Raw genomic sequence first — 12,640 nt, forward strand, 5'->3', positions numbered from 1 at the left:
GGCAGCGCCGGGGCGGGCAGGGCCCGGTGAGGGGTGGTGCCCTCCCCGCCCCGGCGCTGCCCGCCCGTCCCCGGCGGGACGGGCGGGCACCGGCCGGTTGCCTCGGGCCCCGGCCGGCCGGATACGTGCCGGCTTCCGCACGTGGTCCGATACGGACCGGCTCCTACACGTAGTCCTGGTACTTCTCCAGGAAGCGGACGGGCTTTTGCAGCGCGTCGCGGCGGAAGGGGTCGCCCAGCTCCCGGGTGCACATGATCTCGACGACGGTCGTCCTGCCCTCGTTCATCTGCCGGTCCACGGCGCGCCGCAGCGCGGGGCCGACGTCTTCCAGGTTGTCGACGACGATGCCGTCGGCGCCCATGGCCTGGCCGATGCCCGCGAAGCTCTCGCTCTCCAGCTCGCCGGCGACGAAGCGCCGGTCGTAGAAGTCGACCTGGTTCTTCTTCTCCGCGCCCCACTGGCGGTTGTGGAAGACGACGGCGGTGACGGGGATGTCGTGGCGGACGGCCGTCATGATCTCGCCCATGCTCATGCCCCAGGCGCCGTCACCGGCGTAGGCGATGGCGGGCCGGTCCATGGCCGCTGCCTTGGCGCCGATGATGGTGGGCAGCGCGTAGCCGCAGTTGCCGAAGCTCATCGGTGCGAAGAAGCTGCGGGGCTCCTCGAACCGCAGGTAGCTGTGGGCGACCGAGTTGATGTTGCCGATGTCCGTGGAGACCATGACCCGCTCGGGCATGGCCTTCTCCAGTTCGCGGAGCACCTGCCTGGGGTGCAGCCAGTTGCCCTCCTCCGCGTCCTGTTCGGCGATCATGTCGAGGCTGTAGGGGTCGCGTTCGTGGGTCCACTCGCTCAGCTCGGTCTCCCAGGCCTCCTTCTCCTGCGCGGTCTCGGCCGCGCGGCGCTCACGGGTGGCGTCGCAGGCGAGGGTCTTGCCCTCCAGGCGCCGCGTCAGGGCCTCGGCGGCGTCGGCGGCGTCGCCGCAGATGCCCACGGTGATCTTCTTGACCAGGCCGAGCATCGTGTGGTCGGCGTCGATCTGGATGATCTTCGCGTTCTTGGGCCAGTAGTCCATGCCGTGCTGCGGCAGGGTGCCGAAGGGGCCGAGCCGGGTGCCGAGGGCCACCACGACGTCGGCCCGGGAGATGAGCTTCATCGCGGCCTTGGAGCCCTGGTAGCCGAGCGGGCCGCACCACTGGGGGTGGCTCGCCGGGAAGGAGTCGTTGTGCTGGTAGCTGTTGACGACGGGGGCGCCCAGCCGCTCGGCGAGGGCCTTGCACTGCTCGACGCCGTCGGCCATGACGACTCCGCCGCCGGAGATGATGACGGGGAACTCGGCGGTGGCCAGGAGTTCGGCGGCCTCGTTCAGGCTGCGTTCACCGCCCGCCCCCCGGTCGACGCGCATCGGCTCGGGGATCTCGGTCTCGATCTCGCCGTAGAAGTGGTCGCGGGGGATGTTGAGCTGGGTGGGGCCGATCTCGGACATGGCGCGGTCGAAGGCGCGTGCGGTGAACTCGGCCATGCGCCGGGGGTTGTTGACGTGGGCCTGGTACTTGGTGAACTCCTGGAACATGGGGAGTTGGTTGGCCTCCTGGAAGCCGCCCAGGCCCATGCCCATGGTGCCTGCTTCCGGCGTGATCATCACGACGGGGCTGTGCGCCCAGTAGGCGGCGGCCACGGCGGTGACGCAGTTGCTGATGCCGGGGCCGTTCTGGCCGATGACGACACCGTGCCGACCGCTGACGCGGGCGTATCCGTCGGCCATGTGCGCGGCGCCCTGCTCGTGGACGACGGGCACGAGACGTATGCCGGCGGGCGCGAAGATGTCCATCGCGTCCATGAAAGCCGAGCCCATGATGCCGAAGATGTCGGTCACGCCGTTGGCGGCCAGTGTCTCGACGAAGGCTTCGGAGGGGGTCATCTTCTGTTGCTCGCTCATGGTCCAGCTCCTTCACTTCAAGTGCGGCACGCGTCAGCGGTCCGGCGGTCCGCTCAGCGGTCCGGTCCGTTGGCGGGGCGGGGGCGGGCCCCGGAGGGAGAACGCGGCAACTCGCCGCAGCAGTCGAGAAATCGGTACGTTGTGTTCCTGAATCCGGGATCGCACTGGACGATAGGGAGCCGCCGACGGCCTCGTCAACCATGTGTTCCGTAAATCGGTACCTGCTAGCTTGTTTTCCGGAACCGATGGTCGACCACGGGAGCCGTCGCAGAACCCGCCCGGAGGCGCACACACATGGACACACTCAACGGCGAAACGCCCACCATCCGGCTGTTCGCGCTGCTGGAGCTGATAGCCGCCAAGGACCGGCTCGTCACCCTCCAGGACCTCGTGGACGAAACGGGGATGCCGAAGCCGACGCTGCACCGCATGCTGCAGCAGCTGGAAGGTGCGGGCCTCCTGATACGGCAGAGCGACGGACGGCACTACGGCACGGGCGCACGGCTGCGCAGACTGGCCGAGAACCTGCTGCTCAACGCCACGCACCACGGCGCCAGACATGCGGTGCTGCGCCACCTGGTGGAGGAGATCGGGGAGAGCTGCAACGTCACCGCGCTCTCCGGCAACGAGGTCGTCTATCTCGACCGCGTCGAGACCCCCGAGCCGCTGCGCTTCTATCTGCGCCCCGGCTCGCGCGTCCCGGCGCACTGCTCGGCGAGCGGCAAGATGATCCTCTCCCAGATGAGCCCCGGCCAGCGCGCGAAGCTCCTCTCGCACGCGCCGCTGAAGCAGTACACGCCCCACACCGTGACCGAGCCGGGGCCGCTGGAGGAGGAGTTCGCCCGCGTGCGGCGGGACGGTTTCGCGGTGGACGACGAGGAGTTCCTGCCCGGTCTCGTCTGCGTGGCCGTGCTGGTCCCCTCCCCGGCCGGCCGCTCCAACCAGTGCGTCGCCGTCCAGGCACCGGTCATGCGGCTCACCGCCGACAAGGCGCTGCACCTGCTGCCCGCGCTGCAACGCGCGGCCGAGGCCATCGCCCGCGTCGAACACGAAGGAGGACAGGAATGAACGAGATGGCGCCGGAGGCGATACGAGCACACGAGGCGACGGGCCCCGACACCCGGGTGAGCGCGCGGGAGGTCTTCGGTCTCCCGGCCGACCTCAAGGTCCCCGCGTTCAGCGAGCCCTCCGCACACGTGCCGGAGCGCGACGACGCCTACCGCTTCGACCCGGACGTCACCCGCGCGCTCCTCGCGGGCTTCACGCACAACCGCCGCGTACTGCTCCAGGGCCCGCACGGCACGGGGAAGTCCACCCACGTCGAGCAGGTCGCGGCGCGCCTCAACTGGCCGTGCGTCCGCGTGAATCTGGACGGGCATCTCAGCCGCCTCGACCTGGTGGGCAAGGACACGGTCACGCTGCGGGACGGCAAGCAGGTCACCGCGTTCCAGGAGGGGGTCGTCCCCTGGGCGCTGCAGCGGCCGGTCGCTCTCGTCCTGGACGAGTACGACGCGGGGCGGCCTGAGGTGATGTTCGTGATCCAGCGGCTGCTGGAGCGCGACGGCAAGTTCACGCTCCTCGACCAGAACCGGGTGCTGGAGCCGCACCCGTCCTTCCGGCTCTTCGCCACCGCCAACACGGTGGGCCTCGGCGACCCGTACGGCCTCTACCGGGGTGCGCAGCGGCTCAACCACGCGCAGCTGGACCGCTGGAACATCGTCGCCGCGCTCGACCACCTGCCCCCGCACGAGGAGGCGGCCATCGTGCGGGCCCGCGTCCCCGGGCTCGGGCGCCCGGCGCTCGTGGAGGCGATGGTCGCGGTCGCGGGGCTGACGCGCTCCGGCTTCCGCACGGGCGATCTGTCGACCCTGATGTCGCCCCGCACCGTCATCAGCTGGGCGGAGAACACGGAGCTGTTCGACGACGTGGCGCTCGCGTTCCGGCTCTCGTTCCTCAACAAGTGCGACGAGGACGAACGCCCCCTCGTCGCCGAGTTCTACCAGCGCTGCTTCGACCGCGAGCTGGAGCCGGCGTGACCGCATCTGCCGCCGAGTCCGGGCCGCGGCCCGCCTCCGAGGACATCACCGAGCCCACCGCCGAGGAGCTGTGCGCGGCGGCCGTACGGGCCCTGAGCGGCACACCGCAGCTGACGTTCCGCGGCCACCGGCTGCACGACGGCCGCACCCCCGTCCCCGCGCACGCCGCGCATCTGCGCCCCTCCCCCGCGGACGGCCATGCGGCGCTGCGCGGCGTGGCGGACGGACTGGCCCTGAGGCTGCTCCGGTCCGATGCCGCGTTGCACGCGAGGATGCGCCCCGGGCATCCGGTGGAGCGTCTGCTGTTCGAGACGCTGGAGCAGTACCGCGTCGAGTCCCTCGTCCCGGCCCGGTTTCCCGGCATGGTGCGCAATCTGCGCCGTCGCCACACCGAGTGGGCCCGCGCCTTCCACCATTCAGGGCTGACAGCGACCGCACGCGGCCTGCTGCTCCACACGACACTGGAGGTCTGCCGCTCCCGGGTGCTGGGGGTGCCGGTGCTCTCGGAGACCGAGGACCTGATCGAGGCGACACGGGCGGCGCTCGGTGCCCGGCTCGGCCCTCACCTCGCCGCGCTGCGGCGGCACCGCGCCGACCAGGCCGCGTACGCGCCGCACGCCGCGGCCGTGGCCCGCGTCGTCACCGCGATGCTGAACGAGGACGAAGCGGGCGGCAAGGGGCGGGACCGGCCCCGCGGCAGGGAGGAGCCGCGCTTCTCGCTGCTGTTGGAGGAGGGTGCGGAGGACGGCGGTGTGGCGGCAGGAGGCGCCGGCACCGCGGGCAGCGCGGACAGTGGCACGGAATATCGGGTCTTCACCACCGCCTACGACCGGGAGCGCGCGGCCCACACCCTCCTGAGGCCCGCGCTCGTCCGCGCGTTCCGCACCAGGCTGGACCAGCGAGTCGAGGAGGCGCGTCCGCACGCGGCGCGGCTGGCGAGGCAACTGCGTGCACGGCTGGCCGTGCCCGGGCCCGGTGACTGGGCGGGCGGCCAGGAGGAAGGCCTGGTCGACGGGCGGGCGCTGGCGCGGCTGGTCGTCTCCCCCGGTGAACGGCGCGTCTTTCGCACCCGGCGGGCCGAGCCCCGACCGGACGCGGTGGTGACGTTCCTGCTGGACTGCTCGGGTTCGATGAAGCAGCACAGGGAACAGCTCGCAGCGCTCCTCGACGTGTGGGCACGGGCCCTCGATCTCGCGGGGGTGCCGAGTGAGATCCTGGGTTTCACCACGTCCGCGTGGCACGGTGGCCGCGCCCACCGCGACTGGCTGCGTGCGGGCCGCCCCGCGCACCCGGGGAGGCTCAACGAGCGGCTGCACCTTGTCGTCAAGGACGCCGAGGTGCCCTACCGCCGCGCCAGGGCCGCCCTCGCGGCGCTGCTCAAGCCGGACCTGTACCGCGAGGGCTTGGACGGTGAGGCGCTGGAGTGGGCCGCGGGCCGTGCCGCGCGGCGTCCGGAAGGGCGCCGGCTGCTGTTCCTGGTCTCGGACGGCGGGCCGATGGACGGCGCCACGGCCCAGGCGAACCAGACGCACCTGCTGGACGCCCATCTGGCGTCGGTTGCCGCACGGATCGAGGCCGAGAACACGGTGGAGCTGCACGGGCTGACGGTGGGCGGCGACCTGAGCCCGTATCTGTCCCGCACCTCGGTACTGGATCCGGCCGCCCCGATGGCGCTCGCCGCGCGGCTGCTTCCCGCGGCCTGCCGTCCGTGATGACGCCGACCTGACCGACGCGGTGGCGCCCGTCGTGCTCGGCGCGCTCGTGCCCCTCGGCGCGCCCGTTCGCCGGCACGTCCGCGAGCGGGCGCGCCGACGGGCACGAGCCGCGGCCTCATCCGTGCCCCGTCGCCGCCTCCACCAACTCGCCCAGGATCGCGATCCCCGGGTCGATCGCGGCCAGCTGGGGCGCGGCCAGGCCGATGCGGAAGTGGTTGCGGGGCGGGTCGTCCCCCAGGAAGTAGAGGTCGCCGGGTTCGATCAGCACCCCGCGCCGCTGGGCCAGCTGCGCCAGACGCCGCCCGTCGAGCGTGGGAGGGCCCGTCATCCAGAGGCTGACGCCGCCGGGCGGCGGCGAGGAGCGCCATGGCAGGTGCGTGTTGACGGCCGTGCAGGCCGCCTCCCACTTGCGCAGCAGCCGGGCGCGGTAGCGCCGCACGGCCCTGTGGTACTCACCGGAGCGGATGAACAGCGCCAGGGCACGCTGGGTGTGCCCTGACGGGTGCCGCACCGAGTAGCGCCGGATGTCGCGCAGTTCCCGTACGAGTTCACGCGAGGCGACCAGGTAGCCGAGCCGCAGCCCGGGCGCGAGGAACTTCGAGAAGGTCCCCAGGTAGACGACCTGCCCTGTCTCGTCCAGGCCCTTGAGCGCCGGTGTGGGCCTGCCCTGGTAGCGGAACTCGCTGTCGTAGTCGTCCTCCACGATCGCGGTGCCCGACTCACGGGCGAGCGCGAGCAGTTCGCGACGACGGCCGATGCTGAGTGTCACGTTGGTGGGATGGTGGTGGCTCGGGGTGACGTGCAGCAGGTCGACACCGGCGAGTGTGGCGGGTGGCTGGAGGCCGGAGGCGTTGACGGGCAGGGGGCGCAGCTCGGCGCCGGAGCGCGCGAAGATGTGCCGGGCGTCCAGGTAGCCGGGGTCCTCGACCGCCACCACCGAGCCGCGGCCCAGCAGGGCACGGCTCAGCAGATCGAGGCCTTGCTGGGAGCCGACGGTGACCAGTACCTCGTCGGGCTCGGCGCGCACGCCCCTGGCGGGCAGCAGCCGGGTGCACAACGTCTCCACCAGCAGCGGATCGTCGGCGGCGATGCTGTCCTGGAGGCTGAACTGGGCGTGCGGGTGGTATAGGGCGTCGTTCAGCGCCCGTGCCCAGGCGCGCGCGGGGAAAGCCCGGAAGTCCACCTGCCCGGCCAGGAAGGGGTAAGGGTAGCCGACCCAGTCGGTCTGCTTCTCGATGTGCGGCAGCGGGTCGGCSAGCACAGTACGGGCGCATGCAGCGGGTCGGCACGGCTGGGAAGGTTGCCCAGCCGTGCCGACCAGTCGTAGGGCCGGACGACGGCAGCGGGTTCCACAGCACAGTACGGGCGCATCTCGCGGTTGACGAACAGGCCCTGGCGGGCGCGGCTCTCGACGAAGCCCTCGGCGACCAACTCCTGGTAGGCGGCGTTCACCGTGTTCCGGGAAAGTCCCAGCTCACGGGCGAGTTCCCGGGATGAGGGCAGTTGGCCCTCCGCATCCACCAGGCCGGACCCTATGCCGTGCTCGATCGCCTTGCGGAGCTGCCGGTAGAGGGGCTCGCCCGACTCCCGGTCCACCTCGATCACCGTGCGTGGCATGCTGCCTCCCGCCGTCTGGTCCCATCAGAGTCGCCGGTCCTGGCACTTTTCGCCGGACCAGTTGGGCTCGCAATCTAAACCCCATCGCAGCCGCTGGACAGAGCTGCGCAGATGGGAGTTCGTTATGCGGATCGGCATCCCCAAAGAGGTCAAGAACCACGAGTACCGCGTTGCCATCACCCCCTCGGGCGTCCACGAACTGACCCGTGCGGGCCACACCGTGTACGTCGAGGAGGAGGCGGGCGCCGGATCGTCCATCGCCGACACCGACTACAAGGCCGCGGGCGCCACCGTGCTGCGCTCGGCCGACGAGGTGTGGGGCGAGGCCGAGCTGGTGCTCAAGGTGAAGGAGCCGGTGGCCGAGGAGTACCCGCGGATGCGGGCGGGCCAGACCCTCTTCACCTACCTCCACCTCGCCGCCTCTTTGGAGTGCACGGAGGCGATGCTCGCCTCGGGCATCACCGGTGTCGCCTACGAGACGGTGCAGCCGGCCGACGGCTCGCTGCCGCTGCTCTTCCCGATGTCGGAGGTGGCCGGGCGGCTCGCGCCCCAGGTCGGTGCGTACCACCTGATGCGGGCCGCCGGCGGACGCGGTGTCCTGATGGGCGGCGTCTCCGGCACCCGGCCCGCGAAGGTCACCGTCATCGGCGCGGGCGTCTCGGGGATGAACGCGGTCGCCGTGGCCACCGGCATGTGGGCCGACGTCACGCTGCTCGACCTGAACGTCGACAAGCTGCGCGCCGCCGACCGGATGTACCAGGGCCGGATCACCACGGTCGCGTCCAACTCGTACGAACTCGAAGCCGCCGTCGCCGACGCCGACATGGTGATCGGAGCGGTGCTCGTACCGGGCGCGCGGGCGCCCAAGCTGGTCACCAACCAGATGGTTTCGGGCATGCGCCCGGGCTCGGTGCTGGTGGACATCGCGGTGGACCAGGGCGGGTGTTTCCAGGACTCCCACCCCACGACGCACACCGATCCCGTCTACCCGGTGCACGACTCGCTCTTCTACTGCGTGGCCAACATGCCGGGTGCCGTGCCGAACACCTCCACCTACGCGCTGACGAACGTCACGCTGCCCTACGTCATGTCCATCGCCGGGAACGGTCTGGCCCGCGCCGCCCAGGCCGACCCCGCCGTGCTGCGGGGCGTCAACGTCCTGGACGGCCGAGTGACCTACCGGCCCGTCGCCGAGGCGCACGGGCTGGAGCACACCGACGCCGCCTCCCTCCTGCACTGACCGCACACCACCACACCTTCGAGAGGAGCTCACCGTGACCGTGACCACCACAGGCACCGACTCCGGCCTCCGCGCCAAAGCGCAGGCGCACCTGGGCCAGCACTTCACCCGACGGGACGTCTGGCAGAACGAGGAACTGCCCGTCTTCGTCCGCAGCGAGGGCTGCCACCTCTATGACGAGCAGGGGCGCCGGTTCCTCGACGGGCTGGCCGGCCTGTTCTGCGTGAACATGGGCCACAGCCGCTCCGACATCGTCTCGGCCGCGGCACAGCAGATGGAGACGATGGCGTACTCGACCAACTGGGGCGCCGCACATCCGCCGTCCGTGGAGGCCGCGAGTCTCATCGCCGAGCTGGCACCCGGCGACCTGGACGTGACGTGGTTCGTCAACTCGGGCTCCGAGGCCGTCGAGACGGCCATCAAGTTCGCGCGGCAGTACCACAGGAGCCAGGGCCGGCCCGAGCGTACGAAGATCATCAGCCGCAGCATGGCCTACCACGGCGTGACGCTGGGGGCCCTGTCCGTGACCGGGCTGCCGAAGATCCGTGAACCGTTCATGCCGCTGCTGGAGGGGGTGCGGCACGTCCCCAACACTCTCGGCTTCACCGGGGACCAGGGGCCCGCCGACGCGTTGGAGTGCGTCCGCGCCATCGAGCGGGCCATCGTCGAGGAGGGCCCCGAGACGGTCGCCGCCGTCTTCGCCGAGCCGGTGCAGAACGGACGCGGCGCGCTGGTGCCGCCCGACGGCTACTGGCAGGAGCTGCGCAGGATCTGCGACCGGCACGGGGTGCTGCTCGTCGCGGACGAGGTCATCTGCTCGTTCGGCAGGCTGGGCCACTGGTTCGGCAGCGGGGCGTTCGGGACCGTCCCCGACATGATCACCTTCGCCAAGGGCGCGACCTCGGGCTACGCGCCACTCGGCGGGATGATCGCTCGCGAGCCGCTGGTACGGGCGCTCTACGACTCGCCGCTCGGCGGCACGTTCACCCACGGCGCGACGTGGGGCGGGCACCCGGTGTCGACCGCCGTCGCGGTCGCCAACATCACCGCGATGCGCGACGAGCACGTGCTCGACAACGTCCGCACCCTCGGCCCCGAGCTCCGTGCCGGCCTGGAGGAGATCAAGCAGCAGCACCGCGTCGTCAAGGACGTCCGCGGCATGGGATTCTTCTACGCGGTCGAGTTCACCGCCGACCGTGACGCGGGCGCCGAGCTGAGCGAGGAGCAGTCGGCGCGGGTGCTGCGCGAGGTGCTGCCCGCCGCGTTCCGCAAGACCGGAGTGGTGCTGCGGCCCGACGACCGGGGCGCCACGATGCTGATGGTCTCGCCGCCCCTGGTGGCCGACCGCGAGGTGCTCGGCGAACTCCTCGCCGGCATCGCGGTGATGGTGGACGACGTGGCGCGCAGCGTCCACGGCTGAGAGGGGCACCCTGTGCGACAGGACGGAACGGCCGAAACCACACCGGACCCTCCGCGTGTGCCCGGACCGGCATCCGGGGGGCACGAACCCCCCGGCGGAGCCGGGGTACTCGGCGGGAGCCAGGCACCCGCCGAGTCCCAGGAACCCGCCGGATCCGGGGCTTGTGGGGAGCCCGACGCCGCGGAGCCGAACGCGGGACTGCACAACGGGCTCAAGCAGCGCCACATGACACTGATCGCGCTGGGTGGCGTGATCGGAGCCGGACTGTTCGTCGGCAGCGGTGTCGTCATCGGCGAGACGGGACCCGTCTCCATCGTCTCGTTCCTGCTGGCGGGCGGGCTCGCCGTTCTCGTGATGCGGATGCTCGGCGAGATGGCGGTGGCCCGCCCGGCGGTGGGGTCCTTCTACGCGTACGCGCGGCTGGCCCTCGGCCCGTGGGGCGGCTTCACCATCGGCTGGCTCTACTGGTACTTCTGGGTCAACGTCGTCGCTCTGGAGGCCGTCACCGGAGCCACGATCGTCCACGCCTGGCTGCCAGGCATCGACCTGTGGGTCATCAGCCTGTGTCTGATGGTGCTGCTGACGGTGGTCAACCTCTTCTCGGTGAAGTCCTTCGGCGAGTTCGAGTACTGGTTCGCCTCGCTGAAGATCGCCGCGATCGTCGTCTTCCTCGTCGTGGGCCTGGCGTTCGTCGTCGGCCTGTGGCCCGGCGCCCACGCCGATGTGGGGAACCTGACCGATCACGGCGGCTTCGCACCCAAGGGCTTCGGACCTGCCCTGACCTCCGTGATCCCGGCCGTCGGCTTCTTCACCGGCGCGGAGATCGCGGCGCTGGCCGCCGCCGAGTCCAAAGAACCGCGCCGAGCGGTCGCCCGGGCCACGCACTCGGTGGTGCTGCGTGTGCTGCTCTTCTACGTCGGTTCGATCTTCCTGATCGTGGCGATCGTGCCGTGGAACTCCAAGAGCATCGGCGACGGTCCTTACGTGGCCGCGCTCCAGCAGATCGGGATACCGGCCGCCGCCGACGTGATGCGCCTGATCATCCTCGTCGCCGTCCTGTCGGCGCTCAACGCGGGCCTCTACAGCGCGTCCCGCATCGTCTTCGCGCTGACCCGCAACGGCGACGCACCGCGCGGCCTCACCCGGCTCAGCGGCAACGGGGTACCGCGCCGCGCGATTCTGCTGGCCACCGTGCTCGGCTACGTCTCGGTGGTCTTCGCCTACGTCTCCCCCGACACCGTCTTCTCGTTCATCGTCCACTCCTACGGTGCCGTCGCGCTCTTCGTCTACCTGCTCGTCGCTCTCTCCCAGGTCCGGCTGCGGCGGCAGTTGGAGCGCGAGGATCCGGGTGCGCTGACGCTGAAGATGTGGGGTTACCCGTATCTGAGCTGGTTCACGGTCGCCGCGATGTCCGTGGTGATCCTCGCGATGGCCTTTCTTCCCGAGACCCGCATGGACTTCGTCGCCAGCACACTGACCCTGGTGGTGGTCCTCGGCGCGTACGCGCTGCGGCGGCGACGAGAGCGGAACTGACCGACGGGGCAAACGAACACCGGGCCGATGAGCCGGGGCGGGGGCGCACCCCCGCCCCGGCTCATCGGCCCGGCTCGGTGCGGCGGTGCGCCGATCGCATCGTGCGGTCGGAAGGGACGACCTGGGCCACCTGGTCGGCCACCTCGATCAGCCGCGGCGCGAGCTTCTCGATGCGCGCGTCGGGCAGCCGGACGGACGGCACCTGGACGACCACGGCCGCGTGGGCGTGGCCGTGCGCGTCCAGCACCGGTGCGCCGATGCAGCGCACGCCCTCGACGTTCTCCTCGTTGTCGATGCTGTAGCCGCGTGCGCGCGTGCGTTCCAACTCGCCGGACAGCCGCCGGGGAGTGGCGACGGTGTGCGGGGTGACCGCGGGCAGGCGTGCGGGGAGCGAGCGGACGTACTCCTCGGTGTCCTGGGCGCGGCTCATCATCGCCTTGCCGGACGCCGTGGAGTACAGCGGGAAGCGGGCACCCGGGTGCTGTTCGAAGCGGAGGGGCAGCGTCGACTGGACCCGCATCACCACCACCGACTCGTCACCGTCCCGCACGACGAGGTTGACCGACTCGTTCGTCTCCGCGTTGAGCTGCTTGAGCAGAGGCATGGCCCGGTCGGCGCCCAAAGTCCGCTGGGCGGCCTGGCCGAGCAGGATGGCGGTGCTGCCGAGGTAGTAGCCGTCCGTCGCGGGGTTGCGGACGAGGAAGCCTTCGGCCGCCAGGGCGCCGACGACGCGGTGCGCGGTTCCCGGCGTGAGGCCGAGACGCTGGGTGATCTCGGTGATCTGAACGTCGCCCTCGGCTTCGATGAACAGCCGGAGTACGGCAAGGGCCCGGCCGACGGCCTGCGTTCCGGCCGGGCTCTCGGACATCCCTCGTCCGTGCCGCTCCGAGGTGTCTCCCACTGCAGCCGGCCTCCGTCCTCTCACCCTGTGGCGCTTCGGGCCCGTGCCCCGTGCAGCCTACCGGCGGTGTGATCCGTGTGCCGCAAGACCCTTGACCCTCTGTCGGGGCACCTCTAGCGTGCCACTCACTCCACATTGTGGATGCCCTTCCAAAGATCTTGCTCCTGCGGTCCCGGTCCGGCCTCCAGCCCACCGGCCGCACCGCCGCAACGGAGCACGGCCATCGGCCGCCCGCACTCCCC

General features: G+C 71.3%; 10 protein-coding genes. 6 read left to right on the forward strand and 4 right to left on the reverse strand.

Translation table 11 applies throughout. The annotated features are described in order from the left end of the window. Positions 1-163: 163 nt before the first annotated feature. Positions 164-1,936 (reverse strand): sulfoacetaldehyde acetyltransferase, encoded by a 1,773-nt coding sequence (xsc, locus tag AB8Z75_RS04965; RefSeq protein WP_369200120.1) that lies wholly within the window; start codon positions 1,934-1,936, stop codon positions 164-166. Between the two features lie 294 nt (positions 1,937-2,230). Here xsc and AB8Z75_RS04970 point away from each other — a divergent pair, with 294 nt between their 5' ends. The 3 genes from AB8Z75_RS04970 to AB8Z75_RS04980 are packed head-to-tail and all read left to right on the forward strand — an operon-like array spanning position 2,231 to position 5,684. Beyond that, a complete protein-coding gene (locus AB8Z75_RS04970; RefSeq protein WP_369200121.1) occupies positions 2,231-3,004 on the forward strand; it encodes an IclR family transcriptional regulator in 774 nt (257 codons plus the stop codon). Next, positions 3,001-3,972: an AAA family ATPase gene (locus AB8Z75_RS04975; protein WP_369200122.1), complete on the forward strand. Its 972-nt coding sequence runs from the start codon at positions 3,001-3,003 to the stop codon at positions 3,970-3,972. The genes AB8Z75_RS04970 and AB8Z75_RS04975 overlap by 4 nt, the downstream gene beginning before the upstream one ends. After that, the gene (locus tag AB8Z75_RS04980) at positions 3,969-5,684 is read left to right on the forward strand and encodes a cobalt chelatase (RefSeq protein ID WP_369200123.1); all 1,716 of its coding nucleotides are present in this window, start codon (positions 3,969-3,971) and stop codon (positions 5,682-5,684) included. Before AB8Z75_RS04975 ends, AB8Z75_RS04980 begins: the two co-directional genes overlap by 4 nt. A gap of 118 nt (positions 5,685-5,802) precedes the next feature. Here the strand turns inward: AB8Z75_RS04980 and AB8Z75_RS04985 are convergent, their stop codons facing one another. Both AB8Z75_RS04985 and AB8Z75_RS04990 read right to left on the reverse strand, forming a co-directional pair. Beyond that, positions 5,803-6,870, reverse strand: coding sequence for a PLP-dependent aminotransferase family protein (locus AB8Z75_RS04985; protein ID WP_369200150.1), 1,068 nt, complete (start codon positions 6,868-6,870; stop codon positions 5,803-5,805). Beyond that, positions 6,825-7,304 (reverse strand): GntR family transcriptional regulator, encoded by a 480-nt coding sequence (locus AB8Z75_RS04990; RefSeq protein WP_369200124.1) that lies wholly within the window; start codon positions 7,302-7,304, stop codon positions 6,825-6,827. The genes AB8Z75_RS04985 and AB8Z75_RS04990 overlap by 46 nt, the downstream gene beginning before the upstream one ends. A gap of 124 nt (positions 7,305-7,428) precedes the next feature. Between AB8Z75_RS04990 and ald the strand changes: the two genes are divergently transcribed. From ald to AB8Z75_RS05005, 3 genes are all read left to right on the forward strand, one after another. After that, positions 7,429-8,544, forward strand: a complete 1,116-nt coding sequence (gene ald / locus AB8Z75_RS04995) for an alanine dehydrogenase (RefSeq protein ID WP_369200125.1) — start codon at positions 7,429-7,431, stop codon at positions 8,542-8,544. A 34-nt stretch (positions 8,545-8,578) separates the two neighbouring features. Then, positions 8,579-9,964 (forward strand): aspartate aminotransferase family protein, encoded by a 1,386-nt coding sequence (locus tag AB8Z75_RS05000; protein WP_369200126.1) that lies wholly within the window; start codon positions 8,579-8,581, stop codon positions 9,962-9,964. 225 nt (positions 9,965-10,189) lie between these two features. Then, positions 10,190-11,497 carry an amino acid permease gene (locus tag AB8Z75_RS05005; protein ID WP_369200127.1) on the forward strand — a complete coding sequence of 436 codons (1,308 nt, stop codon included), beginning with the start codon at positions 10,190-10,192 and terminating at the stop codon, positions 11,495-11,497. Between the two features lie 61 nt (positions 11,498-11,558). On the opposite strand, the gene AB8Z75_RS05010 is transcribed toward AB8Z75_RS05005, so the two are convergent. Then, on the reverse strand, positions 11,559-12,365 hold the full coding sequence (locus AB8Z75_RS05010) for an IclR family transcriptional regulator (RefSeq protein WP_369200128.1): 807 nt from the start codon (positions 12,363-12,365) through the stop codon (positions 11,559-11,561). Positions 12,366-12,640: the final 275 nt, after the last annotated feature.

The organism is Streptomyces sp. PU-14G, assembly GCF_041028275.1.
In the GTDB taxonomy this organism is placed as follows: Bacteria; Actinomycetota; Actinomycetes; order Streptomycetales; family Streptomycetaceae; genus Streptomyces.

Excerpts from the sequence above, each read along its gene's own strand:
- AB8Z75_RS05010 (WP_369200128.1), bottom strand. The coding sequence starts at position 12,365 with ATGTCCGAGAGCCCGGCCGGAACGCAGGCCGTCGGCCGGGCCCTTGCC.
- xsc (WP_369200120.1), bottom strand. The coding sequence starts at position 1,936 with ATGAGCGAGCAACAGAAGATGACCCCCTCCGAAGCCTTCGTCGAGACA.
- AB8Z75_RS05005 (WP_369200127.1), top strand. The coding sequence starts at position 10,190 with ATGACACTGATCGCGCTGGGTGGCGTGATCGGAGCCGGACTGTTCGTC.
- ald (WP_369200125.1), top strand. The coding sequence starts at position 7,429 with ATGCGGATCGGCATCCCCAAAGAGGTCAAGAACCACGAGTACCGCGTT.
- AB8Z75_RS04970 (WP_369200121.1), top strand. The coding sequence starts at position 2,231 with ATGGACACACTCAACGGCGAAACGCCCACCATCCGGCTGTTCGCGCTG.
- AB8Z75_RS04975 (WP_369200122.1), top strand. The coding sequence starts at position 3,001 with ATGAACGAGATGGCGCCGGAGGCGATACGAGCACACGAGGCGACGGGC.